The following is a 26084-nucleotide window of genomic DNA, read 5'->3' on the forward strand; positions in this document are numbered from 1 at the left end:
CTTAGATTAGACGAACATTCGTTCGTCTAATCTACCAAGCATTTAAAGCTTCACAGATTGGCTGCTACCCAGTTGCTCAGTTTCACCGGTGATAGATGCTTTGGCGAGTTTGAATAAGGTCACCAACTTCCCATTGCCTTTCCAATATTGTGCCCCATTACAAACGACACGAATCAATTGGATATTAGGATCATTTTTCCCTTGCTCAAAAAATGCTTCATAGGCTGGCGACCATAATTGCTCAAGAATCTCTGGATCATGCACACACTCTGCAATAGCGTTAATTGACACGTAATCATTATTTGAAATATGACTATACCCGAGATTAACCTGCTGACGAGTTGCTATATTTTTAACTAATTCTGAGTTTTTAGCGCCAATAAACCACACGACACCATTAAAATCAGTATTTTGTGTGGTCATAGGCACTGAATGTAAATGCCCTTCTTCAGTGATAAATGTGACCATCACAAATCGAATATCTTTTATTAATGCATTAATCTGTTCATAATCTTGATTTAAATTTTCCACGTTGCTATTCCCTTTATAAACTTGAATCTTAAATATCTACCAACCGGCAAAACAAAACAGTTCCTTTATGTTTATTAAATGTTTAATCATGATAGTTAAAGATCATGATTTATGAATAATTTATCTTTTTGTTATTATTAATACTCACAACTTTAAAAATATTTTTTTTATATCTAATATATTGACCTATTTCCGCATGATCCAATTCATTCCACAAATCAAAATAAAAAAATTCAGATGTATCCGAATAAATCCAAAACCACATGAATGATTCGTTTTTATGAATGGGATTGTAAATAGTGTCCTTAACCTTAACAAGTTTGTGTAACTGAAATTTCTCATCTTGAAGTACAATTTCATAAATACACAATGGCATATTCTCTAAATTTAAAATAATTCAAACTATAACCTAAATCAGATTCAGCTTAATATTTTTATTTATTAAAATTATGTAATTTATTTTTTCAATTAATATTTTTTATTTTATTTTTTAATAGTTATCTTTCATAAATCTTAAAATGATCATTTTTATCGAATTAAAGAGGTATTGAAAGTTGTGCCGCCAATAGGATAAAGGTCGGAACTTATGTTGATTTGTAGTATTAAAAAGGAGTTATAAAAGAAGCCGAATATGTAAGTTTAGTTTAAAAACTCTGATTACTCAGTAGCTTTGACAAAATAGCTAAAGCATCACAGATTAAGATCACACAGCGATTAAAAAAACCATAACAATCATATATATTTAAAAAACTGAGTACCCGATCTTGGTAAAAGTAAGACAAAGCACTCAGTTTATTTCTAAATCGTTCAAAATCAAAAAATTATTCAAGCTCGTTTAATATAGCTTGATTAAAAGCAGGGATATCATCGGGATTACGTGAAGTGATCAAAACCCATCCATGAGTGTTACAACGATGTACTTGCTCGTCAACCCAGTTTGCACCTGCATTCTCTAAATCTAAACGTATACTTTTATATGAAGTTAAATTTTTGTCTCTAATTCGCTCAGCATTAATGAAAGCCCAAGGACCATGACATATAGCCGCAATGGGTTTTTTATTGTCTGTGAATGATTGGATAATTTTTAGTGCATTTTCATCAATTCTTAATTGATCTGCATTCACTGTTCCACCTGGAATGACCAGTAGATCGTAGTCATTTGGGTCTAATTTTTCTAAAGTTGCATTTGGTGAATAGGATGCAGATTTTTCATCATCATGAAGAACGGTCTGTACATCTTTTAATTCAACTGCGGCATGAATGCACTCAATTCCTTTACTTGTTAAAAAGTCTAATGGCTTTTTGAGTTCATCATGCTCTACACCAGAGTTTGAAGTGATAAATAATACTTTTTTTGACATTTCTTACTCCACCAATATGTATGTATGTTTTTAAGCTAACAAAAAATTGGCTTTCGGATGTACTTGTTTAAACACCTTCTTGTTAATTGTTGAAATGCATTGTTGTAAGATTTGTTATATCTGTTGATTTAATTTAGACCTTTTTACACAAATCCAAAACGACAGTACACTCAAGTCTGATGGATGTATTCAATCTTAAAAGTTCATTTACCCTTTTTGAAATGAGAGTTTTGCGCGCTTTGATATTAAAGATTGTGTTTAATTTTTTATAAAATAATCAATCATATAGATTACTTGATTGCGTTTTATGAATATTAAAATATTGTACGCCTTTAAGCTATTCCAAATGCCTTATGGTTGTAAAAAATTTTTCACCCATAATTGATCTGTCGAATTGAGTGAATATTGTGTCCTTAAATGTAGACGTGTTTCTTTAAACTCTAAAAATTCGATCTGTATGGGTTTTATGATAAATCCCCCCATGTCTCAGGACGAATCAGATTATGATGATCATATTTACTTTTTTCATCAAGAAATTTTTGTTGCATGGCTTCGAGTGTTCAATTTCTTGGCTTTGATGAAAAATATAAGACACCACTTGAGCGTCATGAACCCGTTTTTCCCAATAGGAATCTGCAAGTTGAGAATCAATTAGCGAACAGAATCCCTGTATTCTGATTTGATGTGCCACATGCTCCCACCAAATCGTTAGACTGACTTTGGGATTATTCAAAATCTCTTTTGCTTTATTTGACTTCAATTCTGTACAAAATATGAGGGTCTGTGGACAATTCGTCTATGTTTGCGACTAGGTGTATTTTTTAGGCGATTCTAGGCGCGAAATACGAAATTTAGTCATTCTAAATGAGTAGTTCGTAACGACGAAGTGACAAAAAACACGCTAGTCCCGAAGGGTTGTGGCTAAAATTATCTCAGGCTACGTTATGAAACTTAAAAATAGTCTCGCTATTCTCTTCATTTCCTTGCGGAGTATACTCCTCATACCTGCTCAATTTTAACCTACAACGCAAGCCATTTATGAAATGTCCACAGACCCTAACCCTTCTTGATTAATTTCTTTTAAGTCTACGAATCGAGAGTGAGGAAAACCCTGATCATCAATGGTCGAAACACAAATCGCATTTCAATGTGGTAGAACACCACTTTGCTTTGCTTTTGACCAAAGATCTTGGAGATGTCTAAGCGGATGATTCATATGATCCATAGCTTTTATCCTAAGTTACGCTCTAACACTTGCCCTGACCACCCTTCATCATTAAAACTCAATGTAGATCGATAACCGCAGGATTGATAAAACTTGACTAAATTTCCATTACCGCCCGCATAACAATCAAGCCGTAGATGATGGATTCCCTTCTCCTTAGCTTGCTGATCAGCAAAAGCCAATAATTGACGCCCTATTCCCTTATACTGCTGCCCCCGTTTTACGATAAGTAAACGTACATAACATTCTGGCTGAGCTGCAAGCGGAACATAAGGCATAGCATCCCCCATAACAATAGCAGCACAAACACCACCATCTTGTGTTTCAACAACCCAAGCATCAGGCAAAGCAAGTGCTTCTGAGACACGATCAATCTGTCTGGCTGAAGTGGACCACGGCACTTCTCCCCATTGTTGGGCATTTCCAATGGAGACGAGCCACGCAACAACGCCATCAAAGATATCTAACACCTCAGGTAAATCTTGAGCCTTTGCTTTACGAAGTACAAAGCTTTGTCTTGCGGTGGTTATTATTGTTTGCATATCTATTCCAATTGCTTTAATTGAAAATATCTCTTGCTCAAAACAAGCGATTGCCGTATTAAAAAATGTCAATGGTGATCATGCTTACACCGCTATTTTTGTGTCACATTTATTCGGTTATATAATTTGAAATTTCTATTAAATTTTCATCTGGGTCACGAATATATACTGACATGATATTTCCGACAGCGCCTGTACGCCGAACTGGACCTTCTTGAATTTCTACCTGTTGATGCGCTAAATGTGTGATCACCTCATTCAAGGGTGTAGCGGTGATAAAGCATAAATCAGCAGAGCCCGGAGTTGGATGTTTCGCTTTTGGCTCAAACTCCTTACCTGCTTGATGCAGATTTATTTTTTGCTGAGCAAACTTTAACGCTTTTCTATTATTTCCAAATGTAATAATTTCAAAATTTAAGACGTGATGATAAAAAACACAAGTTCTCTCAATATCCGCAACTGTTAAAACCAAATGATCTAAATGTGAAATTTCCATAGAATGCCTTCAAATCGATTGATCATAAATAACCAATTTATCAGCTTTTTAAATGAAATTTAATGTATTTTTTTCATACTCAACATCGTTTCAAGACTATGAATGTGGACCGATTCTTTGCCGCATCCAATGTTAAACTGTCTAAATCAATGCAAAGCCGATATAGTCAAACCGCCTAATTTTTCATACAAGCGATTCATCTTCAATCAATTTTATGCTTTTTATATAAATGTTAAAAAGTTTTGCTTAATCAGTTTTTTGTATTTTTGATTCCCAAATAGTCTTGCGATCGCGAGGCGACATGGATGTCTCCATGTTGAGTAGAGCTATATGAGTTAAAACAAAGCACTCCTTTGTTTGCAACGCAAGAATTCAGTTAAATATATGAATATTTAAAGTGCCTTCTCCATGATGAAGAAGGCAAGGTGCGGGGATTTTATATTGATTTAAAGTTTAAAAAAAGCCGTACGAACGCAGCCTATCGGATATAGATCAATCCATAAACTTAAATAGCACAATGACAGCTATTTGCATTTGTGCAGTGAGATTAAGTACAAGTCACACCATCAACACGCGCTATTTTTTTTGAATCTAAAGATACGATCGAAAGTGCCACAGCATCTACGACTCGGTTTAAAGCAGTGTTGGCTGTAGTGACGATATCTTGCATTTGTTTATGATTGCCTGTTACGTCTTGAGCAAAACTCATACGGCATGCCAATTGCTGATTTTGGGTAGAGTTTTGATCCAAAGTAATCGTGGGATCATTACGCTTCACAATCCAAGCTACAGACACCTCTATTTTTTCATTCGTTTGATTTGTCGAATGAACAATATCGAAACGTGAAAAATCAGTGGCAATCCGATAAGAAATTTTTCCACCCACCATCCCGCTATTATAACGATCCACTGCCTCCAGTTTTTGTTGCAAACCTGCAGATAAATTATCGCGAAGTTCCGCTCCTAAAGTTGAAGTCCACCGCTCATTGTCTAAAATTTGAGATTTACCCGTAATATCCTGAATCACGATAGGAGCACGATTGATACGATCAGGCAATCCTACAGGCAATACCTCAATGACAGTAACCTTTGAGTTGGCTAAAGGAGATACTTGAGTCGTTAAACTATAGTAGTTCGGTACTGGCGAGCTTGAACATGCAGATAACAATATCGCTGTAGATAAAGCACCAGCGTATCTCATAGTCAAAGCAGCATCGAATAATTTTTTATCTATTTTTTTCATTTATTAGCCTCTGCTTTTTTACCACGGATTAATGATTCTGGGTGTTGTTCAATATAATCAGCCATTAATTGTAATGAAGCAGCAGCTCGGGTCATTTGTTGCAAAGCTTTACGTACATCCTGCTGCATTGGCGCATCACTGGATAAAATCGATTCACTAGATTGCATTGTCTTACGTACATCATTCAATGTTGCTTGTAAGTTTGGTGCAACTTTATCATCCAACTGTTTAACCAGTTTATCTGTAGATTCAATGGTCTTATTCATATTGCTGAATGTTTTTCGTACATCTTGTCCAATTTCATCGAGTGGGAACTTACTCAACTTATCCGCAATTTGTGACACTTGAGCTTGTAAACCACTTAATTCCGTCGCAGTGGTTGGAACCTCAGCTCGCCCATCTACACGCATTTTCAAAGTTGCGGCTTTGGCTTTTGGAAACTTATCAAAGGCAATATAATTTTGACCAGTTAGCAAGTTGCCTGTACGCATCTGTGCACGCCAACCATTTGCGATAAAGTTTTTGAAAATTTCACCATCAGGATCAAGCTCTTTACCATGCGCCAAGCGAGATGGGTAAATGGTTGCATCTACACGCATACGCAACTGGGTATAAGATGGATCAAACTCAACATTAATGGCTTTAACATTGCCAATTTCGATACCCATAAAATCAATAGGTGCACCTGCGGTTAGACCTCGTAATGAATGATCAAAGTACATAATAATTGGACGTGGCTTACCATCAGGTTCTTTCATTGCCTCTTTACGAGAGTCTGATAAAGTAAAATAACTATGATTCGGTGCGATACTGCCCGCTGAATTTTCTGGATAACCAAAGGCAATCCCTCCAGCAACAATACTGGCAAGGGATTGTGTATCTAAATTAAAGCCTGAAGCATTTAAAGAAACATCTACCCCACTAGCTTGCCAAAAGCGTGCATCTGTAGTTACGAACTTATCATAAGGTGATTGTATAAAAGTTTGTAATTCGACACTTTTCCCATCATTTGCCAATTTATAAGCCGTAATCTGCCCCACATTTATTTTGCGATAATAAATCGGTGCGCCAATATCAAGCGAGCCGAGATCTTGCGCCTTTAAGAAAAAAACTTTGCCGGGAATATCAGAGGCTACAACAGGTGGAACTTCAAGCCCAGTGAAAGTCTCCTGCTTTTGTTCCGCCTTGCCACCATCCACTTCAATGTAAGCGCCAGACAATAATGTATCAATTCCAGAAATGCCCCCTGTCCCTACACGAGGTCTAACCACCCAAAAGCGTGAATCCTTAGCAGCAAAATTACTGGCATCTTTACGTAATTCAATTTTGGCAATCACGTGTGAACGATCATCAGAAAGATCAATTTGACGGACTAAACCGATATCAACCTGTTTATAACGTACTGTGGTTTTGCCTGCGACCAAACCTTCTGCAGTACGAAATGACACTTCAATCGTTGGACCTGTATCCAGTATGGCTTTAGCAGCAAGTGACAATGCGATCAAAAGTGCGATGAATGGAACTAGCCAAATCAGCGCAGGTCGCCAACGCGCCTTCTTCTTTTCAGGTTCAGCAAGAAATACACCATTCTCCGTAGTCTCACTTGGGCTTGGTGTAGAATCTTGGTTGTTTGGCGTATTGTCTGGCATAGTGATCATTCTTTAGCATTTAATTATGAGGATTTGGTTTCGTTTTAACTTTTCAGTTGATGAATAACAACTGTGTTCATCTGTTGGGGTTGTTGAGAATTCGCCTTGTGCGCTTTGAAATAATTATCCCAGATCAGTCTTGGATCAAAGCTCAATGAAGCAAACATGGTTAAAACAACGACTGCACCAAAAGCCACAGCTCCAGGTCCAGCCAAGATGGTCGCTAAGGATTGGATTTGAATAAGAGCTGTCAATAAAGCCACCACAAAAACATCAATCATCGACCAGCGCCCAATAAATTCAACAATTCGATATAACAGTGCACAATGTTCAGGTGAAAAATGCCATCTTGAAGATGATTGCATATACACGGCGACCAATAAAAAAATCAAAATTAATAATTTTAAAATTGGAATGAAAATACTTGCCATGAATATGACCACAGACACTAGATAATCTCCATTTTGCCAAAAGTAGATCACCCCACTGATAATGGTATCTTGCTGACGTCCCAATAAAGAATCCGTTACTGTCATCGGCATTACATTGGCTGGAATATATAAAATTGCTGCGGCAATGACTAAAGCAAAAGTTCGATTTAAACTTTGCGGTTTACGCGAGTGTAATGCACTTTTGCACCTTGAACACTTTAGCTCAGAATGTTCGTCTATGCTTGAGCCAACAGAATTCAGTAAGCCACAACAATGGCATTGTATTAATCCAACATCCTTTGCGCGCACATCGCTTTTGACTTGTAAATCAACATCAGAAAGATTCTCTAGCAGTGAACTAATCTCATCATCATGATGATTCTTTTGTGTCATGTTAAGCTCCGATCGACTTCATCCCAAAGATCTTTGATCTTCACCGAAGCAATATAAACCAAAAGAATACTTAGGATCGTAAACGCCCAAAGTGCCACACCCGGAATTACCGTCACCATTCCAACCAATTTAACTAAGGTGACCAATACACCAATTAAAAAGACTTCCACCATCCCCCATGTTCTAAATAAAAATAAAGTTTTCAGTGCCAATCTGAGATAGTGAGGTCGGTATTTAAACAAACCAACACAACTTAAGACATAACTCAACAATAACAACTCAATCAATGGAACAATAAATGTAGTCATAAGAATCAGTGCCCCGACAAAAGGACGCTCAATATGAAACATGGTCCACGCAGCTCCAATCAGCGTGGTTTGTGAGGTATTCCCTTGTAACTCCACAATCACGATAGGGAAGCTATTGGCAATAACAAATACAATCAGTGCTGCAATGACTAAAGCAAGCAATGATGAAAAAGGTCGGCTACGTCGATATAACTCTGCACCACAACAGGTGCAATAAGCACGCTCATTCGGTAATAAGTCAACTTTACGATAAATCGCATCACATTCTTCACAACCGACCAACTCATTTAAGTGAAGAGGTTGCGCCGATGCTAAAGGCTGATTATTTTTATTCGCCATAAGCTGACATCCGTTCGATTGATTCTTTCATTTAGAAGAACAGTTCATCTATCTTATACATTTTATTTTTAACATCTCAATCATTGTTTCTCTTAACTACACAATTTTTAAACAAATTAACATTCAATTCAGGCAAGATAACATCAATGATTAAAATAATGTTTTTTTAGACTATTGAGACTTAATTTTTTTCAAATCAGGAGTAAAAAGTAAAACTCAGAACAATCATTCTGTTACTTCTATTGTTATACGATTGCAAACCTAAAAACACCGATATACTATTAATCCATCAGTAAATTGATCATTAACCATAGCTAAAAAGCTTTCAAAAAAAATTTTCCCCTTAAAAACTAAATAAAAGATAGCCTTTTACACAAGGCTATCTTTATCTTTGTTTAAGTACTTTTGATATTCAGTTGCATATTGTTTAGCCAAATCTTTTTTCTCTTTTTCACCTAATATTTTACCTGCTTGTTGGAAAAAACTATGTTCTTCCTCTTTTAAATGATGGTGAACAATTTCTGATAGTTTTTTTGCAGTTGTTAACCAACTTGGATGACTAAATTTTGTTTCAGTAAGTTGCTCTAACAATTCATCCATTTCATGATGTTCAGAAAGTGCATGTCTGGTGATATTCAAACCAGGATCTGTCATCATTAAAGGAATATAAAAATATCGATCTTCAGCAACAGCATGAGCAAAAAGTTCATTTTTCAGTGCATCAAATAAATTTCTTCTTTCTTCAGTATCCCCTGAGGTTTGAATGAGTTGTTCAGCGTATTTTCTTTGCTTATCATGACTTCTTCTCAATTCATCAAAAATATTATTATTTACTTTAGCATTCATCATTCACTATCCTTTTCCAATAATTAATATCAATTATTCTTAATGGTTTAAAAAAATGTTGTTGAAATTTGTTAGTAAAAAGCAATTCAACTGTATAGCACTGTAATTTTTATAAACTATTGTAAAGTTTCGTTTTTATTCATATATCTTAATGATTAGACCATTCCATCAAAAATTTTCTTTTTTTTAAATCGTGTGAAAATTTAATCAGAATTTGTTATTAATTTAACACTTAGATATTTTTAAAAAATTTTTCTATTTTCTAAACTTGAGCTCAATTATTTTGAGCGAACATCTTGATATTCTGACTGGGTAGGTTGCTAAATCAAATTTGGAGCTAAAATGCCGAAAAGAAAATATATGGTCTTTTTCTATTTTAATAAAATCCTAAGTTCATAATTAAGGCGATCAAGACCCAGTAACAAAGTCAAAGATGACATGATATTTTTCCTATCTGACTTCACATCTCGTTCACAACTACTTATCTACAGTATTAGATAAGACTCCAAATGGATAATGAACGTGAAAAACTCAAAAAAAATATTTGCCTCCATATTCACACTTCTTTGTGTATCTGGATGCAAAAGTATTCCTAGTTACTCCGCAGATTATGGTAAAGCTAGAAATAATGTAGTTGGTATTCCATTAACCGATACTCAAGCATTAGATATTGGCACCCGCTTTACATCCACCTTCAATACCTTAGGTACAACTGAATTCATCGATAAGGCAAGTTCGTTATACGCAGATCAACTCTATATCAATGACACTCTTTCTCAATTTTCATCGCGACAAAATTTGATTGAACATTTTAAAGGCATGAATAAACGAGTTAGCAATGTTACAGTCAAATTATTAAACACGACCTATCACCGAGATTCTGCATATATTCATTGGTTTATGGCTTATGATTTCAAAATTTTTGGTGTGAATAAAACGATGGCGTCTTATGGCATCAGCGAAATCAAAGTCAATAAAGATCAACAAATTATTTTCCAACAAGACTTTTGGGATCCAGCAAATGGTTTGTTTCGCCAGTTACCTTATTTCGGAGGCTTATATTCATGGGTATTAACATTCAAAAAATCACCGTAATGATTATATCTGTAGCAAGTTTATCCATCAGTATTTCAAATGTACAAGCAGCAACATTTAAACAGTGTGGAAATGGTGCGATTTTAGTTGGTACAAAACAGATTGGTCAGGCAAGCTACTTTGCAGAATCTTGTAAACAGACTTGGGAAAATCAAAGTATTCAAATGAATTTTTTATACAACCAGAATATTCCTGAATGGGCTTTCAAACGTGCAGCCACTCATTTTTTAAAGAAAAATATTCCTGATTTTAAAGAAACATCGGCTTTAAACCAAATTACACAGCTTTATAAACCAGTTAAAAATGGGGATTTATATAGCTTAAGTTACGTCCATTCATCCCGCATATTAACGCTTTCAATGAATGGAAAAATATTAGGTCATATCCAAAATGATCAAGCCAATCAATATTTTAAAATTTGGTTAGGTTCAGCGCCATTTAATGCTAAATTGAAGCAACAACTCTTAAATTAACAACATAAAGTTATTGTAATGACAAAATATTTTATCCTTATGGTGGAAGACCATTACGAATTAGCCTCTACACTCTGTGAATTTTTAGAAGCACATGATTTTGTCATTGATCATGCACGTAACTTAGATACAGCACGTAATTTATTGAAAAATCATCCTTATCATATTCTTTTATTGGATATCAATTTACCTGATGGTTGTGGTTTCGATCTTTGCCACTGGTTAAGGACTGAACAAGGTCTAGATATCCCTGTGCTTATGCTAACAGCACGTGACACATTGGATGACAAAATTAAAGGTTTTTCTTCAGGAACCGATGATTACTTGATTAAGCCTTTCGACTTTAATGAGTTGGTTATGCGTGTTCGAGCATTGATCAAAAGATCTATAGGAGAGGTCTCGAATAGCAAATTACAAATTCATGATCTGATCTTAGATAGTTCACAACAGACAATTCACCGTGCCGGAAAAAATATAGAACTTCCACCTATTCAATTTAAATTATTAAAATTATTGATGAGGAATTCACCCAAAGTTATGACCAAACAAGAAATTATCATAGAACTTTGGGGAGATGAAGAACCTGAAAGTGATGCACTACAGAGGTGGTCCCACATGTTTGAACAACTAAAAGCTTATTTATAAGTGATACTCTGCTCTAGTTAAGCTACCTTATTTTGTTGTGGTAGCTGGTCATAGTAAAACTCATCTGGAGTCATTTTGTCCAGACTCGAATGAGGTCGTTTCAAATTATAAAATTCAAAATATGCGTTTAATTGCTTCTTCGCATCCAAAACATTGCTGTAGGCTTTGAGATACACCTCTTCATATTTAACGCTCCGCCATAATCGTTCAACCATCACATTATCAACCCATCGACCTTTACCATCCATGCTGATTTGGATGTCATTTGATTTCAATACATCAATAAATGCATCACTGGTAAACTGACTGCCTTGGTCTGTATTAAATATTTCAGGTCGACCATATTTTTCAATAGCTTCATTTAATGTTTCTATGCAAAATGTAACCTCCATACTAATCGATACTCTATGCGCAAGTACCTTGCGGCTATGCCAATCAATCACAGCACATAAATAAACAAAGCCTTTTGCCATAGGGATATACGTTATATCCGTAGACCACACTTGATTACTGCGCTGAATAGCCAATCCTTTGAGCAGATATGGATATTTGCGGTGAGCTTGATTAGCCTGGCTTAAATTTGGTTTGCAATATAACGCATTAATGCCCATTTTCTTCATTAAAGTACGTGTATGACGTCGTCCTATATGATGTCCTTGACGATTCAACAAATCACGCATCATACGGCTACCTGCAAAAGGGTATTGCATATGTAACTCATCCATACACCGCATCAGCTTCAGATCTGATGCACTCACAGGTTTTGGGCGATAGTAATAACAACCACGGGAGACTTTCAGCAGCTGAGCTTGCTTAGATACTGAAATCTGAAGTGAGTCATCGATTAACTTTTGTGGTTGAAGCGGCCCAGTTTCTTCAACACACCTTCTAAAAAATCAATTTCTAATGCCTGCTCACCGATTTTTGCATGTAGTTTTTTTAGATCGATGGGTGGTTCTGTTGGAGCTTTTGATTGATCGAAAGCTTGCGAGGAAGCTGAAATCAGTTGATTTTTCCAGTCGATAATTTGGTTTTGATGAACATCAAATTCAGCACTCAATTCAGCAAGTGTTTTTTCTGCTTTAATCGCAGCAAGTGCTACCTTAGCTTTAAAATCATTTGAATGATTTCTTCTTGGTCTACGTGCCATAAAATACTCCATATATTGATGTTTATAACATCATTTGGGGAGCAAAATATCACTTATAAGTGTTGTTCAAATTTCCTGATCCACCTCTCTACGTAGCCATATTTATAACTTACGAAAAATGGTGGATAAGCCCTTTAATCAAAAATTAATTCATACCGTGTCAGGTGTTGGCTTAAAAATTTCTCTTGAACCTGATTCATTTAATTAAGATAAACCACAACGACCAGTCCTGTCGATGGTATTAACGCTATATCATTGTGAATACTCAAATAATAGAGGCGATCAAATAACTCTACACGCCAGCCTAATTGTTTACACAGCTTTTGCACCAGTTGGAGTCCAATACCGTGTCCTTTAGTTTGCAACCTTAATTGAGGGCTAGATAAATCCTGTACTTTATTATCATTGAGTAAATGAATACCTATACCGTTATCAGCAATCAGAACTTTGTTTTTTTGTATGATGATATCGATTTCTGATCCTTGGGAATAATTTAAGGCATTCCGTAAAATATTGCCGAAAACCATTTTTGTCATAGAGGGATACAACTGTCGTGTCTGTTCTGCTATCCCCTGATGAAGATTAATTTGTATTCCTTTCACTTGCCCCACACTTTCAAGATCAGTTTGTAATTCTTGTAAGATTTTAAATATTGAGCTGTGTTCTGGTATAAGTGTGTTTGTCGTATTACGAGCAATTGCCAATAAAGTATCAACCAGTAACTGCATATCCTCTATGGTATTGCTCAAACGAACAAAGACTTTATTATCTCCATAACGAGCTTGGCAAAGCTGAACATTACCTTTAAGGACAGTTAAAGGTGTTCGTAGTTCATGACTAACATCACGACTAAATTCACGCTCACGATGAATAAATTCACTCAAAACTTGATGGTATTTCTCTAACGCTTGTTTTAAATATTCTGCTTCCATATTTGCATCAGTACTAATATCCTTAAATGGTGATGCCCCTTTGTTCTGGTGATCCCAGTCAATATTTTCTAAAGCATTGGCAAGTCTAGTGATTGGAGAAAAATAACGACGTGCACGACGGTTCCACCACCAAAGTACGCTATAAAGCACAAACAAACTTAACATGAGAGGTGCCAATCCAAACAACCAAATCAGTTTATTGACATTACTTTCACCAAAAACTAAAAGCACATGCTGTCCATTACGCTCACCATAAACAGTCATACGCTCCTTGCCATCCACAAAATGACGGCCAACGCCTGGTGTTAAATGCATGTTCTGAAAACTATTTGGCGCTGCCTTAGTCCAGCGATATCCATATAAATTTTTAGTATCAGGCAAATCTGCATTTGGATTACGCTCTACACGCATCCAATAATGTTCCATTTCCTGTTCTAGTGCAGTTTTCAACAAAGTGCCTTTAATCACCCACGCACTACATGTAATACCAATCACGATCGATAAAGCAATCAATCCGATTTGTAACCAGTAATATCGATTAAAGACTTCACCCAAGGGATGGGCACGCTTGCCCTTAAATAGTCTCAGCATAAATATGCTCCCTTGTGTGCCGCAATAAACAACACATTCAATTCAGATTATAAGACTTTCTTGCAAAACAAAAAATGACCAATAACCCATTCTTGTCCCTGTTCAAAACCAAAAAGTTCAGCACAAGCCATAAAAAAGATTCGCCAACGTTGCCACCATATTGCTGCATCTTTACCATAGGTTTGTTCAAATAATGGTTTTAAACTTTGATGTTGTCGGTCCATATTTTCAAGCCAAGCATTTGCTGTTCTTTCATATTGTTTACCTGACCATTGCCAATGCTGTTCTAATTGTAAGTGATCTTGAAAATGTAAGAAAGTCGATGCAGATGGCATAAGTCCACCACTAAAAAAGTATTTCGACATCCAATCATATTCATTTTTAATTTCAAATGGATAATGTAAAAACCGATGACAAAAAATGTGACACCACAATAATCCATCAGGTTTAAGCCAGAGATTTATTTTTTCAAATAACTTTTGGTAATTACGCACATGCTCAAACATTTCCACCGATACCACACGATCATATGCACTGGATTCAAGTTCTAATACATTGACATCACAGGTGATCACTTTTAAATGATTGTACTGCCGTAATTTAGCTTGTTCCTGAATATATTCACGTTGCGTTGCTGAGTTTGACACCACCGTAATGGAGGCATTCGGATAATGCTCAGCCATCCATAAACTTAAGGATCCCCAACCACAACCGATTTCCAAAATGTGTTGGCCATCTTTTAATTTTGCTCGCTCGCAATAACATGCTAAAGCCAACGCTTCAGCTTCGTCTAGACTGGTTTGTGCATCTGTAAATAGACTCGCACTATATTTTAAGTGCTTTCCTAGTACAGACTGAAAAAATGCAGTAGGAAGTTCATAATGCTGCTCGTTAGCTTTGTCAGTTTCAATCGCAATTTCACTACGTTTAAGCATGTTCACAACATCCATGTAACGCTGACTACCCAATTCAGGATCATAACGTCCTTCTTGAATTAAACGCTTTTTACTTAAACTTCGGATCACCGCACGTATAGCTTGATCTGGGATCAGCCCACTTTCGACCAGCTTTAAAGATTGTTGAATAATATAATCCATATTTTGATCTACTCTTTAGGTTGCCACGGAATAAACATTGAGGTTCGTTTTTGATAATCCCGATAATTTTGACCACGATGACGTAATGCTTGCTGTTCGCTAAACGGAATACCCGTGATGTAATATAAAAATACCCACATCAGTAATGGATAAATCCATAGCAGATAAAGCCCAGCCGCTAATCCTAGAATAGGATAGGCAAACCAATGTAACCATTCAAAAAAATAATTCGGATGACGCGAATATTTCCATAATCCTTGATCCATGGTTTGACCTTGATTATTTGGATTCTGTTTAAAACGATATAGCTGCTGATCGGCAGTGCTTTCACCAATAAAAGCCAGTAACATCACCAGTGCGGCTGCAATCTGTGCCCAATAGATCCATTCATTCCACTGTGTTTTTGGGGAACTGAGTAACGATAGCATGGGATAAGAAAACAAAAGCGCGAGTCCTGCTTGAAACATAAAAAAAGCCAAGAATCCCAAATGTTTGAATTGCCCCATAGCACGGCGCATATTGGCATAACGACGGTCTTCTTCTGTTTCATGCCAGTAACGGCGAAATAAATGCCACGTCAGGCGTAAAAACCAAATGCTGCTTGAAAGTCCAATAAAGATACGCACACTTAGAGGTGCTGTATCCAGCAAAAAAGCCGCTAACATCACATTCAATGCAATACAGAAACTCCATGCTACATCGACTAAACCCGCACGATTGTTATAGCTTACGATGAGCCAACAGAGCAGCATAATTACAACATCAAGTAAAAACAATTTCAAAAACATTTTGCTTACTCCTTGATATATCAATGAATGCTTAGAAGTTAATAAATATTTGCTTCAAACAACATATGTACATCACTGATTACGCCCTCTTTGAATCCTCCTTCGCAATAACATAAATAGAAGTCCCACATTCGAATAAAATTTTCATCAAATCCAAGTTCAAGAACTTGTTCACGAGCAGCTAAAAAATTTTTCCGCCAAAGATGCAATGTTTGTGCATAACTTTGACCAATATCTTCCAAATGTTTTAAACGTAATTTTTGTTCGGATGCCGTTTGCGTTAATACGCTGATACATGGAATAAAACTACCAGGGAAAATATACCGTTTAATATAATCAACAGTTTTTAACGCTTTTTTATAGCGTGCGTCTTCAATGGTAATGGCTTGAATTAATCCCAATCCTTTTGGTTTCAATAAATTACGACATTGTTTAAAATAAGTAGATAAATATTGTTCACCTACCGCTTCAATCATTTCAATTGAAACCAATTTGTCGAATTTACCGTCAAGCAAGCGATAATCTTTTAGTTGCACCTCTACCCGATGTGATAAGCCTGCTGCTTCAATACGGGTCACGGCTTCATCATATTGTGCTTGTGAAATCGTAATCGTTGTTACCTTACAGCCATAATTTTGTGCAGCATAAAGTGCAAAACCGCCCCATCCACTTCCAATTTCGACCAAATGATCCATGGGTTTGAGTTGTAGTTTTTGGCAGATCAAATCTTTTTTATACTCTGAGGCTTGCTCCAAAGTCATTTCAGCATCTTTAAACACGGCACTCGAATACATCATTGATGGATCAAGAAATAATTTAAAGAAATCATTACTCAGGTCATAATGATCTGCGATATTTTTACGACTCCCCTTGATCGAGTTTTTACGCTTTTTATACCAAGCTTTTAAAAAAAATTGGCTCGCTTGAGCAATAATATTTTGATTTAATTGATCCAAAAGATCACGATTACGTGCCAAAATTTGGATCAATTCAACCAAATGATTGGTACTCCAATAACCACGAATATAGCCTTCAGCTGCGCCTAGCACACCATACTTGAAGATCAAGTCCACCAATTTTTTATCATGAACCTGAACTACTGCTACTAACTCAATACTGTCACCGACAAAACCATTCCACACCCCGCTAAATATAATTTGACCATGACGGAGTTTTAACAAACTTTGTAAAATCAAAGGTAGAGAATCTTGTTCACTGGAAATAAGTGCTTTCATCGCTTTGTTTTTCCTTTTTGTTTATTCGGATGCCGATAAAATGGGACCTTTTTCTTCCATAAACGAACAGCATTTAGATAAATTCCCGCCATCATTTTGAAAGGTTCAAAGACACTATGAATAGCATATCGATGCTGTTGTGAAGAAACTGTGATGGGGGTTAGTGAAAATCGCATAGTTGCATCAAATTGCAGTATATCTTTTTGAAAAAGCTGCATATGAATCACATTTTGTTGCGCAGAGAAATTAAAACTCCATTTGTAATTGATGTCCATTGGCATAAAAGGAGAAACATGAAATGATTTTTTAAACTCGAATTTATAGCTGTTAAATTGAGAATGTTGTACAGCTTTGTCACGACAGTCGTGTACATATACTTTACGTTCTTCCCATGGCGTGTTGGTGATTTCACTTAGAATAAATAGCGGCTTTTCACTGGCATCAAAAATGAAAAAGAATACCACTGAGTTAAATCGATAACCTAAAGTTCTCGGCAAGGCTAAAACTCGAATTTGTGTATCTAAACCTAGTAGACTATTGGCTTGTTTTAATAATATTTTTTCAATTTTTTGCCGAATTGTTCCATATTCTTCTATTAAAAAATCATTCGGATCAAGTTTGAGTAAATTCCAACGTTGTGATGACCATAAATAAGATTGCTCGGTAAAATAGTGGATTTGATCTGGGTCAAACCATAAATAATTTAACTTTGCTTCAAATTGATGGGACTTGGGTAAATAGCGTCGATGCCGGATCGAGGCTGGAGCTATAGCTAATTCAGTCAGCAACATGAGAACTCCTAGATTAGCTTTTCTATATGCTTCACAACTTCAGCTGCACTACGTACACCATCCTCGTGAAACCCCCATCCCCAATAGGCACCACAAAATGATGTTCGATTTTGTCCATTAATCTCAGACCAGCGTCCTTGCGCTCCTATGGCTGATACATCAAATACAGGATGACGATACTCGCGCTCAACTAAAATCAGCTCTGGTTTAATGTCAAAATTTGGATTCAATGTAGCGAAAATTTGTGTTTGGCAGGACAAGTTCTGTAGTTTGTTCATCCAGTAGCTAAATGTGTAATGAACTCTTGGCTTGATATTTTGCGTATCAAAATTTGATTGATCTTGAGTAATATGTACATGCCAACTCGCCCATTGAGATTTCGACTTGGGCATAATTGTCAGATCATGATGTACCACCATTTTATTGTCTTGATAGGAAAATTTGGACAACACCTCCTGCTCTAATTCAGATGGATCATTTAACAACTTTAGACTGTCATCCGCATGACTTGCAAAAACCACCCAATCAAATTTTTGTGTCTCATACTTTGTTTGAACAATCACTTGATCCGTCAAACGAGATACACTGATTACTGCTTGTTTTTTAAACTCAATATTTGCAGACTGCTGTTGAATGGCTTCGACATAACGAGCTGAACCACCAATTATAGTTTGCCATTGAGGGCGATCTTTAAGCTGAAGCATTCGATGGTGTTGAAAAAAACTCACCACAAATTTATAAGGAATTTTTCCTACTTGATCAATCGGACATGACCATAATGCGCCACACATTGGATATAAATGCTCTTGGCGAAAAGCCTCGGAATATCCATTTTGATTTAGATAATCTTCAATACTTAAATTGATCTCAAGATCATTCACCACGACAGTTTTATTTGCTGAATAAAATTTAAAAAGATCAGAAAGCATGGCTCTAAATTTTGATTTAAAAAAATTTTGTGGCCTACTTAGTAAAGAAATTTTTTTTGAAGGGTTATATTGTAAACCCGTAATTAGATTATTGACCGAAAAGCTCATATCACTGTTTTGTGCTTTTACACCTAACTCAGCGATCATCTGGCTAAATAATGGATAATTATAATGATTGAATACGATAAAACCACTATCAATAGCGAGTTTTTGCTCATCAATAATCAAATCATGTGTATCAGTATGCCCACCAAAATACGTATTTTTCTCAAATATAGTGACCTGATGATGTTTTGAAAGTTTCCATGCAGCATACAGTCCAGAAATTCCTGACCCAATAATCGCAATTTTCATGAAGATTCCCCAGTTGAACTTTTATTGGTGTTTGTTTTAATGAAGATATTTACTTTAGTTGCTGATTGAGCAATTTTACTGAATTCATAGACTCGTGCTGGTATTGGTTTCAGTCCCCAGACTAAACCGATCCAAGACATCATTTTTAAAAGATAGTAAGTGATATCAATTTGCCACCAATAAAAACCTTGCCTAGCGCTCCCAGCATAATAATGATGGTTGTTATGCCATCCCTCACCTAAAGTAATGATCGATAAAAATAAGTTGTTTCGACTTTGATCTTCTGTTTCAAAATCTCGACTGCCATATAAATGTGCGAGTGAATTAATACATAAAGTGGCATGAATTAATAAAACAGTTGAAACAACAAAGCCCCAGACCAATAGTTGTAGACCTGATGTGGCAAGTGATGGATAGACAACGGCAAGCCACTCACCTAAAGCATAAATTGACACTGCGGTTAGCAGCACAATGATCAAGCTAAAACGATCTAACCACACCAGTTCAGGATATTTCAGCCAATCTTTGACCACTTCTTTACGCGTGGCAAAATTATAATCATTTAAAAACCAGCCTAAATGGCTATACCAAAAACCATAGGTCGATGAATGTGGATCATGTTCTGTATCCGTAAACCGATGATGATAACGATGATGCGCAGCCCACCACAAAGGTCCACGTTGAGCACTCATCGTTCCAATCAACACAAAAACAAATTGAACTATTCGTGAGGTTTGGAACGTTTTATGTGACAAATATCGATGGAAAAATGCAGTAATTGAAAACATTCTTATCAGATAAAATAGCAACATGAAAGTGACAGCAAACCAAGATACCCCGACGTAAAATATACCGAGACAGGCAACATGTAGAATGATAAAAGGAATAATGCGTACCCATTGAATTTTCTTGCTTTCTGAAGAACTGGTCTGTACCTGAATCGGACGGGACCAACTGTCTATCCACTGCCTAACACGATTCAACATAGAGGTATCCTAATTTTCTAATCATTGGATTTTATATAAAGAAGTTTAATCAACCCGAAATGAAATTTATGTGAAGTAAATATTTTTTTTCATGACACTAAAACGTTAATGTAGATGACTATATCGGTCAATAACTCCATTTATTTTCATTCTATTGTTATAGCAATATCTTAATTAGTTTGCACATAACGTTGCCATGCCCATACTTGGCTTATATAAAGTATTTAAAAATGTATTGTCTGATTCTCATCACTAAAGTCAAAGGTAATCTCCCCTCAAAATAATCGATTTATGTGCTAAACAGATCGTTAAGGTCAACCAACGTCAAAGTTAAGGTTCAATTAAATTGGGTGAGTGAAATCAAACATAGAAAGATAATTTTGAATAAATATTCAGAAAAAATAAGAAATGATCAGGAAATGGCTTTTACCTAAAGTAATTTGCTATTTCAAGAATGCCAATCAACTTTATTGGCATTCTTTTCATCGAATCATCAATATATTATGGATTTTTCATCAATAGGTTTTAATTGGGGTGGTGTTTGAACTAGCTCAGACTTAGCCCAATTAGGATCATTTAGCATACGTTGTACCTGTTGAACATCTACATCTTTTTCCCAAGAGCCAATGACTAAAGTAGCAACACAGTTGCCAATTAAATTACTGACTGCTCGAATAATTCCGATCACCCAATCTATTGAAAGAATCAGCACTAAACCAATTGCAGGTATAATTGGAAAGCTGGATAACGTAGCAGCTAAAACAACAATTGCTGATGCAGGAATACCATGCGCACCTTTTGAAGTAAACAAAGTTATAAGCAAAATGATGAGTAAGTCTGAAATTGATAGATGAACGCCAGTAGCCTGAGCAATAAAAACAACAGCAAGTGTCAGGTAGATTGAAAATCCATCAAGATTAAAAGAGTATCCAGATGGAATAACAAGACTTACAGTTGTGTCTTTAATACCGAGTTTTTTTAATTTATACATGACTTGTGGTAACACCGAATCAGATGATGATGTCCCACAGACAATCAAAATTTCTTCTTTAAAGTATCTTATGAATTTAAAAATGTTATACCCTAATAATTTTAATATGAGTCCAAGTATAACAACGACAAAGAAAATAACGGTCATATAGTAAATGAGTATCAAATAGCCTAGATTAACAAGCGTTGCAATTCCGAATTGAGCTACAGTAAAAGCGATTGCACCAAAAACGCCTATAGGTGCCAATTTCACAATAAGCGCCATTATTTTAAAAATAACTTGAGAAATCTTATCGATCAAAGATGCCACTGGATCCTTAGTATCTTTAGGAAGCATTGATAATGCAACACCAAACAGAATAGCGAAAACAACAACTTGGAGAACATCATTCCCTGTAAATGCTCCTACAGCAGTTTGAGGAATAATGTTTAAGAAAAAATCTGATACTCCAGTAACAGCATGAATATTCTCATTATATTTTTCCAACTGTGATGCATCTAATGTTGATAAATCTACATTCATTCCATGACCAGGTTTAAAGATATATGCAACAATGAGCCCTAGTACAAGTGCAATTGAGGTCATGACCTCGAAATAAATTAAAGTCTTTGCACCAACCTTACCTGCTTTCTTTAAATCGCCAGCACCATATATACCTAAAACAATCACGCAAAATATAAGTGGAGCAATAAGCATTTTAACTAATTTGACAAATCCTGTACCTAAAACTTGGAAATTCTTAGCAATTTCTGGAGAAAAAAACCCAAATAAACATCCCAAAAATAAAGCAATAATGACTTGGGTAAATAAAGAATTTCTAATTAATTTCATAAATTAGCTCAATGATAGGACTAAATTAAGAAAAGCAAAATGGATGCCAACTCAAATAAGCCCTTTTGAGTTCTTTCAAATTTAGATTACAAATTACCAAAAATAGCCAACTTTTTAACTTGACTAATATTCTTCCCCCTTGTTTACAGCATCTTCTTTCTCATTTTATTAATGACCCGTGCAGATAGCGCCATCTTTCTTTTTGCTGTTTATTTCCTCACTCATCTCAGGATTATTTTTTATTAATCCTCCTCAATTTGCTAAGATGGAGCTTAGAGAAATTGAGCTAATCGTCTCCCCTTTGTTGATTTAATTTCAACAATCACAAGTACACTTCAAGGTATACTTCCGCTTTGATTAGTTCACATTCACTCAGAAAAATTGGATTCGGTTAGACGGCCAGGCTTTTTTAGATTTATATTTTTTGCTTAAATTCAGGGATTTCATGTACATGAATAACACAGAAATAACGGCTGACTTATCTTCTCACACGCCAATGATGCAGCAATATTTAAAAGTAAAAATGCAGCATCCACATTCATTAATGTTCTATCGCATGGGCGACTTTTACGAACTGTTCTTTGATGATGCAAAAAAAGCTGCCAAACTGCTTGGAATCACGCTTACGCACCGTGGGAAAGCCAACGGTGAACCTATTCCAATGGCGGGTGTACCTTATCATGCAGCTGAAGGCTACTTGGCTCGTCTAGTCAAAAAAGGCGAAGCGGTGGTGATCTGTGAGCAAATTGGTGAAGTCACAGGAAAAGGACCTGTTGAACGCGGCGTAGTCAGAATCATTACACCAGGAACGCTAACTGATGATGCCTTATTGACGGCAACACAATCCTCCAATCTTGTTGCCTTATGCTTTCAGCAAAATCAAATCGGTATCGCCTTACTTGACCTAAGTGCAGGTATTTTTAAAGTACAGCAGCAAGATTTTAAATCTGAAAATTTAGCGATTGAACTGGCACGATTAATGCCAAGTGAAATTCTAATCGATGAAGACATTGTCGACCCGAATATTATTGAGCAAATAAAAAAACAAATTGAGTGTCCAATCACCAAACGCCCTAATGTTGATTTTAATTTAAATAATGCACAAAAAACCTTATGTGATCAGTTTGCCGTTTCCACACTTTCTGGCTTTGGGATTGATCATTTACCGCTGGCTAAAGCCGCAGCTGCTGCCTTACTTCATTATGCGAAAGAAACTCAAAAAACAGCTTTACCGCATATTCGTTCAATTAAGTTAGAACAAAGTTCTGATTTCATTGCGCTCGATCCTGTCACACGTCGTAATTTAGAAATTATTGATCCACTCTTTGAACATGGAACATCATTATTTAGTTTGATCAATGATTGCCAAACTGCAATGGGCAGCCGATTGCTTGCACGTACGCTGATGCAACCCATACGCGATACACAAATACTCGATGAGCGTCTAGACGCCACAGATACATTGCTCAAAGGTTATCATGAAGCGCCTGTACGTTTAGTGCTTAAAGAAATTGGAGATATTGAGCGTGTTTTAAGTCGAGTCGCTCTTGGAAGTGCTCGTCCACGTGATTTGGTACAACTGCGTCAGGCATGCGCCCAAATCCCATTTTTAAGGCATGCCCTGCAACCCATTCTCAATACTCAACAATCTAAATTAATTGGACAATTAAATGAAGAATTGGGTGATTTTAATGGATTGCACCAACGTTTAATGTCAGCCATTGTTGAACATCCACCTGTTTTATTGCGTGATGGCAATGTCATTGCAGAAGGCTTTGATACTGAATTAGATGAACTTCGTAAAATCCGTGATCATGCAGGGCAATTTTTAATTGATCTGGAAATTAAAGAACGTGAAACAACAGGAATCAACACCTTAAAAATTGGCTATAACCGTGTGAGTGGCTACTATATTGAACTCACCCGTGCTCAGGCAGAACAAGCACCTGAACATTATATACGTCGCCAAACCTTGAAAAATGCTGAGCGTTACATTACGCCAGAGTTAAAATCCTTTGAAGACAAAGTGCTTTCCAGTGAATCTCGAGCATTGGCTAGAGAAAAGCTACTCTTTGAAATGTTGTTAGATGAATTAAGAGCAGACATTGCCAATTTGCAAATGATGAGTGCATCCATTGCACATATTGACCTATTGGCTAACTTTGCGCATCAAGCACGTTTAAACAATTGGAATCGACCAGAATATAGCCCCGAGATCGGCATTAAAATTACTGCTGGTCGTCATCCCGTGGTTGAATCATTAAGTAAAACGCCATTTACACCGAACGATACTCAACTCGATTTTAATCATCGTATGGCAATCATTACTGGACCAAATATGGGAGGTAAATCGACCTTTATGCGTCAAACCGCATTGATCAGTCTACTTGCCTATTGCGGTAGTTTCGTTCCTGCAAAAGCTGCAAAACTAGGTCCTATAGATCGTATCTTTACCCGTATTGGTTCTGCAGATGATTTGTCTACAGGTAAATCTACCTTCATGGTTGAAATGACTGAGACCTCTCAAATTTTGCACCATGCCACCAATCAGTCTTTAGTGCTGATGGATGAGGTTGGTCGGGGTACAAGTACTTATGATGGTTTGTCACTGGCTTGGGCATGTGTACTCGACTTAACTAAACGCATCAAATGCTTATGTTTATTCGCAACCCATTATTTTGAATTAACCGAATTATCAAAAGAAGTCGCAATTGATAATTATCACGTCACTGCTAAAGAATTGAATGGTAATTTGATTTTATTGCATAAAGTACAGCAAGGTCCTGCCAGTCAAAGCCATGGTTTACAAGTTGCAAAACTTGCAGGGATTCCTGCTGGAGTGATTAAAGAAGCACAAAAACGCTTAAAAATTTTAGAGAAGCAACAACAGCAACAATTGCAATCCGTTGTACAAAATGATCTATTTGCCAATGTTGACCAACCTGAACCTGAAACACAGGAGCAGATTATTGAAATTGAAAAAGTCATTGAAATTATTAAACCTTCTCCAGTGCTCGATACTTTGGCAAATATCGACCTAGATGATTTAACTCCTCGCCAAGCACTTGAACAATTGTATGCACTGAAAGCTGCGTTAAAGTCATAGACCAATATCCCAGGACCTGTTTATTGTTTAAGCGGGTTCTGGAAAAATGTATTACAAGTAAACCGATTATCTAAATTCAAAAACATAAAGTTTTGATGTATAAAAAGTCATTAAAACCGATTTGAGGGCTGTAAAATTAAGATTTCCTTTAGACCATTACAATACGCTGAGATTGATTTAATTTGGCAACAGATTGATCGAAAAGAGTTAATCACACATATGTATCTACAACACAGCCAACAACTTCAGCGTATTGACTGCTTTTATGATGTTCAGTGTTGGGATCAGTATCATCTAGAAAATGACCCACCTTTGATCAAACATCTTTGCCAACAAGGTGCAATTTGCATAGGTGGCTTTACTCCGTCAAACCAACTCATCGCAGTTCAGGTCGTATCAAATCAAAAAATTACTGATTATCCTCAAGCGAAGCTACTGCAATATTTTTATGTAGATGCCCATCATCAAAGTCATGGCATTGGCAGTCAGTTAATGCAAACAGCCATCACATCAGCAAAAAAATTAGGTGCAAAACAACTCTATATTTCAGCAACCCCCACTCAACGCACAGTCGATTTTTATCTCAAGCAAGGCGCAAAGCTTTTAGAAAAGCCTGATCATCAACTCTGGTCTTTGGAACCTGAGGATATCCATTTAATCTACAATCTCAGCGAATAGTCCATATAGAGAAATATAGTCAACGATCATTCAGTCTAAACAGACAGC

General features: G+C 36.3%; 24 protein-coding genes and 2 pseudogenes. 6 read left to right on the forward strand and 20 right to left on the reverse strand.

Features of this window, described 5'->3' with window-relative positions; translation table 11 throughout:
• Window positions 1-42 precede the first annotated feature (42 nt).
• From TOL5_RS13750 to TOL5_RS13800, 11 genes are all read right to left on the reverse strand, one after another.
• Window positions 43-531, reverse strand: coding sequence for a pyridoxamine 5'-phosphate oxidase family protein (locus TOL5_RS13750; protein ID WP_004831318.1), 489 nt, complete (start codon window positions 529-531; stop codon window positions 43-45).
• An 821-nt stretch (window positions 532-1352) separates the two neighbouring features.
• The gene (locus TOL5_RS13755; protein ID WP_121774678.1) at window positions 1353-1892 is read right to left on the reverse strand and encodes a type 1 glutamine amidotransferase domain-containing protein; all 540 of its coding nucleotides are present in this window, start codon (window positions 1890-1892) and stop codon (window positions 1353-1355) included.
• Between the two features lie 351 nt (window positions 1893-2243).
• A complete protein-coding gene (locus TOL5_RS22725) occupies window positions 2244-2375 on the reverse strand; it encodes a pyridoxine 5'-phosphate oxidase C-terminal domain-containing protein (protein ID WP_080633148.1) in 132 nt (43 codons plus the stop codon).
• Between the two features lie 13 nt (window positions 2376-2388).
• The gene (locus TOL5_RS13765; RefSeq protein WP_227559301.1) at window positions 2389-2652 is read right to left on the reverse strand and encodes a pyridoxamine 5'-phosphate oxidase family protein; all 264 of its coding nucleotides are present in this window, start codon (window positions 2650-2652) and stop codon (window positions 2389-2391) included.
• Between the two features lie 470 nt (window positions 2653-3122).
• On the reverse strand, window positions 3123-3659 hold the full coding sequence (locus tag TOL5_RS13770) for a GNAT family N-acetyltransferase (RefSeq protein ID WP_151959958.1): 537 nt from the start codon (window positions 3657-3659) through the stop codon (window positions 3123-3125).
• Window positions 3660-3768: 109 nt separating this feature from the next.
• Entirely contained in the window at window positions 3769-4155 is a 387-nt protein-coding gene (locus TOL5_RS13775) for a VOC family protein (RefSeq protein WP_004831324.1), read from the reverse strand.
• Between the two features lie 547 nt (window positions 4156-4702).
• Window positions 4703-5398, reverse strand: coding sequence for a PqiC family protein (locus TOL5_RS13780; RefSeq protein WP_221260406.1), 696 nt, complete (start codon window positions 5396-5398; stop codon window positions 4703-4705).
• Complete coding sequence (locus TOL5_RS13785; protein ID WP_004831326.1) at window positions 5395-7047, reverse strand: intermembrane transport protein PqiB; 1653 nt, start codon at window positions 7045-7047, stop codon at window positions 5395-5397. The genes TOL5_RS13780 and TOL5_RS13785 overlap by 4 nt, the downstream gene beginning before the upstream one ends.
• 44 nt (window positions 7048-7091) lie before the next feature.
• The gene (locus TOL5_RS13790; RefSeq protein WP_221260407.1) at window positions 7092-7871 is read right to left on the reverse strand and encodes a paraquat-inducible protein A; all 780 of its coding nucleotides are present in this window, start codon (window positions 7869-7871) and stop codon (window positions 7092-7094) included.
• Window positions 7868-8518 carry a paraquat-inducible protein A gene (locus TOL5_RS13795; RefSeq protein WP_199995284.1) on the reverse strand — a complete coding sequence of 217 codons (651 nt, stop codon included), beginning with the start codon at window positions 8516-8518 and terminating at the stop codon, window positions 7868-7870. The genes TOL5_RS13790 and TOL5_RS13795 overlap by 4 nt, the downstream gene beginning before the upstream one ends.
• A gap of 369 nt (window positions 8519-8887) precedes the next feature.
• Window positions 8888-9367: a hemerythrin domain-containing protein gene (locus TOL5_RS13800; protein WP_004831329.1), complete on the reverse strand. Its 480-nt coding sequence runs from the start codon at window positions 9365-9367 to the stop codon at window positions 8888-8890.
• Between the two features lie 513 nt (window positions 9368-9880).
• Here TOL5_RS13800 and TOL5_RS13805 point away from each other — a divergent pair.
• The 3 genes and pseudogenes from TOL5_RS13805 to TOL5_RS13815 form a co-directional block, all read left to right on the forward strand.
• Window positions 9881-10459, forward strand: a complete 579-nt coding sequence (locus tag TOL5_RS13805; protein WP_042090277.1) for a hypothetical protein — start codon at window positions 9881-9883, stop codon at window positions 10457-10459.
• Window positions 10429-10932, forward strand: a complete 504-nt coding sequence (locus TOL5_RS13810; protein WP_151713733.1) for a chalcone isomerase family protein — start codon at window positions 10429-10431, stop codon at window positions 10930-10932. Before TOL5_RS13805 ends, TOL5_RS13810 begins: the two co-directional genes overlap by 31 nt.
• A gap of 18 nt (window positions 10933-10950) precedes the next feature.
• Window positions 10951-11565: pseudogene (locus TOL5_RS13815) on the forward strand (response regulator transcription factor); the annotation flags it as partial.
• Between the two features lie 29 nt (window positions 11566-11594).
• On the opposite strand, the gene TOL5_RS13820 reads toward TOL5_RS13815, so the two are convergent.
• Window positions 11595-12739 (reverse strand): IS3 family transposase gene (locus TOL5_RS13820; protein ID WP_085944219.1). Its coding sequence is split into 2 segments (ribosomal slippage): window positions 11595-12475 and window positions 12475-12739, totalling 1146 coding nucleotides; the frame shifts between segments, so codons are not numbered across the junction.
• Between the two features lie 67 nt (window positions 12740-12806).
• On the opposite strand from TOL5_RS13820, the pseudogene TOL5_RS13825 reads away from it, so the two are divergent.
• Window positions 12807-12935, forward strand: a pseudogene (locus tag TOL5_RS13825) (helix-turn-helix domain-containing protein); the annotation flags it as partial.
• Here TOL5_RS13825 and TOL5_RS13830 read toward each other — a convergent pair.
• The 8 genes from TOL5_RS13830 to dctA form a co-directional block, all read right to left on the reverse strand.
• A complete protein-coding gene (locus TOL5_RS13830; RefSeq protein WP_151779104.1) occupies window positions 12928-14250 on the reverse strand; it encodes a sensor histidine kinase in 1323 nt (440 codons plus the stop codon). The pseudogene TOL5_RS13825 and the gene TOL5_RS13830 overlap by 8 nt on opposite strands.
• A 47-nt stretch (window positions 14251-14297) precedes the next feature.
• Window positions 14298-15347 carry an SAM-dependent methyltransferase gene (locus TOL5_RS13835; RefSeq protein ID WP_004831335.1) on the reverse strand — a complete coding sequence of 350 codons (1050 nt, stop codon included), beginning with the start codon at window positions 15345-15347 and terminating at the stop codon, window positions 14298-14300.
• Window positions 15348-15355: 8 nt separating this feature from the next.
• Window positions 15356-16135, reverse strand: a complete 780-nt coding sequence (locus tag TOL5_RS13840) for a DUF1295 domain-containing protein (protein WP_009584906.1) — start codon at window positions 16133-16135, stop codon at window positions 15356-15358.
• A 38-nt stretch (window positions 16136-16173) separates the two neighbouring features.
• The gene (locus TOL5_RS13845; RefSeq protein WP_058968341.1) at window positions 16174-17370 is read right to left on the reverse strand and encodes an SAM-dependent methyltransferase; all 1197 of its coding nucleotides are present in this window, start codon (window positions 17368-17370) and stop codon (window positions 16174-16176) included.
• Window positions 17367-18161, reverse strand: a complete 795-nt coding sequence (locus tag TOL5_RS13850; RefSeq protein WP_058968344.1) for a DUF1365 domain-containing protein — start codon at window positions 18159-18161, stop codon at window positions 17367-17369. Before TOL5_RS13850 ends, TOL5_RS13845 begins: the two co-directional genes overlap by 4 nt.
• 8 nt (window positions 18162-18169) lie before the next feature.
• A complete protein-coding gene (locus tag TOL5_RS13855; RefSeq protein ID WP_058968345.1) occupies window positions 18170-19444 on the reverse strand; it encodes an NAD(P)/FAD-dependent oxidoreductase in 1275 nt (424 codons plus the stop codon).
• A complete protein-coding gene (locus TOL5_RS13860) occupies window positions 19441-20430 on the reverse strand; it encodes an acyl-CoA desaturase (protein ID WP_151713739.1) in 990 nt (329 codons plus the stop codon). Before TOL5_RS13860 ends, TOL5_RS13855 begins: the two co-directional genes overlap by 4 nt.
• A 493-nt stretch (window positions 20431-20923) precedes the next feature.
• Window positions 20924-22252: a C4-dicarboxylate transporter DctA gene (dctA, locus tag TOL5_RS13865; protein WP_198114475.1), complete on the reverse strand. Its 1329-nt coding sequence runs from the start codon at window positions 22250-22252 to the stop codon at window positions 20924-20926.
• A gap of 451 nt (window positions 22253-22703) precedes the next feature.
• Between dctA and mutS the strand changes: the two genes are divergently transcribed.
• The gene (gene mutS / locus TOL5_RS13870) at window positions 22704-25358 is read left to right on the forward strand and encodes a DNA mismatch repair protein MutS (RefSeq protein ID WP_151781182.1); all 2655 of its coding nucleotides are present in this window, start codon (window positions 22704-22706) and stop codon (window positions 25356-25358) included.
• Window positions 25359-25499: 141 nt separating this feature from the next.
• Window positions 25500-26036: a GNAT family N-acetyltransferase gene (locus TOL5_RS13875; RefSeq protein WP_058968364.1), complete on the forward strand. Its 537-nt coding sequence runs from the start codon at window positions 25500-25502 to the stop codon at window positions 26034-26036.
• Window positions 26037-26084: the final 48 nt, after the last annotated feature.

It is taken from the genome of Acinetobacter sp. Tol 5 (assembly GCF_019702905.1).
GTDB lineage: Bacteria > Pseudomonadota > Gammaproteobacteria > Pseudomonadales > Moraxellaceae > Acinetobacter > Acinetobacter bereziniae.

Coding starts and splice junctions, on each gene's coding strand:
- TOL5_RS13755 (WP_121774678.1), bottom strand. CDS start 1,892: ATGTCAAAAAAAGTATTATTTATCACTTCAAACTCTGGTGTAGAGCAT.
- TOL5_RS22725 (WP_080633148.1), bottom strand. CDS start 2,375: ATGGGGGGATTTATCATAAAACCCATACAGATCGAATTTTTAGAGTTT.
- TOL5_RS13770 (WP_151959958.1), bottom strand. CDS start 3,659: ATGCAAACAATAATAACCACCGCAAGACAAAGCTTTGTACTTCGTAAA.
- TOL5_RS13775 (WP_004831324.1), bottom strand. CDS start 4,155: ATGGAAATTTCACATTTAGATCATTTGGTTTTAACAGTTGCGGATATT.
- TOL5_RS13780 (WP_221260406.1), bottom strand. CDS start 5,398: ATGAAAAAAATAGATAAAAAATTATTCGATGCTGCTTTGACTATGAGA.
- TOL5_RS13785 (WP_004831326.1), bottom strand. CDS start 7,047: ATGCCAGACAATACGCCAAACAACCAAGATTCTACACCAAGCCCAAGT.
- TOL5_RS13790 (WP_221260407.1), bottom strand. CDS start 7,871: ATGACACAAAAGAATCATCATGATGATGAGATTAGTTCACTGCTAGAG.
- TOL5_RS13795 (WP_199995284.1), bottom strand. CDS start 8,518: ATGGCGAATAAAAATAATCAGCCTTTAGCATCGGCGCAACCTCTTCAC.
- TOL5_RS13800 (WP_004831329.1), bottom strand. CDS start 9,367: ATGATGAATGCTAAAGTAAATAATAATATTTTTGATGAATTGAGAAGA.
- TOL5_RS13805 (WP_042090277.1), top strand. CDS start 9,881: ATGAACGTGAAAAACTCAAAAAAAATATTTGCCTCCATATTCACACTT.
- TOL5_RS13810 (WP_151713733.1), top strand. CDS start 10,429: ATGGGTATTAACATTCAAAAAATCACCGTAATGATTATATCTGTAGCA.
- TOL5_RS13830 (WP_151779104.1), bottom strand. CDS start 14,250: ATGCTGAGACTATTTAAGGGCAAGCGTGCCCATCCCTTGGGTGAAGTC.
- TOL5_RS13835 (WP_004831335.1), bottom strand. CDS start 15,347: ATGGATTATATTATTCAACAATCTTTAAAGCTGGTCGAAAGTGGGCTG.
- TOL5_RS13840 (WP_009584906.1), bottom strand. CDS start 16,135: ATGTTTTTGAAATTGTTTTTACTTGATGTTGTAATTATGCTGCTCTGT.
- TOL5_RS13845 (WP_058968341.1), bottom strand. CDS start 17,370: ATGAAAGCACTTATTTCCAGTGAACAAGATTCTCTACCTTTGATTTTA.
- TOL5_RS13850 (WP_058968344.1), bottom strand. CDS start 18,161: ATGTTGCTGACTGAATTAGCTATAGCTCCAGCCTCGATCCGGCATCGA.
- TOL5_RS13855 (WP_058968345.1), bottom strand. CDS start 19,444: ATGAAAATTGCGATTATTGGGTCAGGAATTTCTGGACTGTATGCTGCA.
- TOL5_RS13860 (WP_151713739.1), bottom strand. CDS start 20,430: ATGTTGAATCGTGTTAGGCAGTGGATAGACAGTTGGTCCCGTCCGATT.
- dctA (WP_198114475.1), bottom strand. CDS start 22,252: ATGAAATTAATTAGAAATTCTTTATTTACCCAAGTCATTATTGCTTTA.
- mutS (WP_151781182.1), top strand. CDS start 22,704: ATGAATAACACAGAAATAACGGCTGACTTATCTTCTCACACGCCAATG.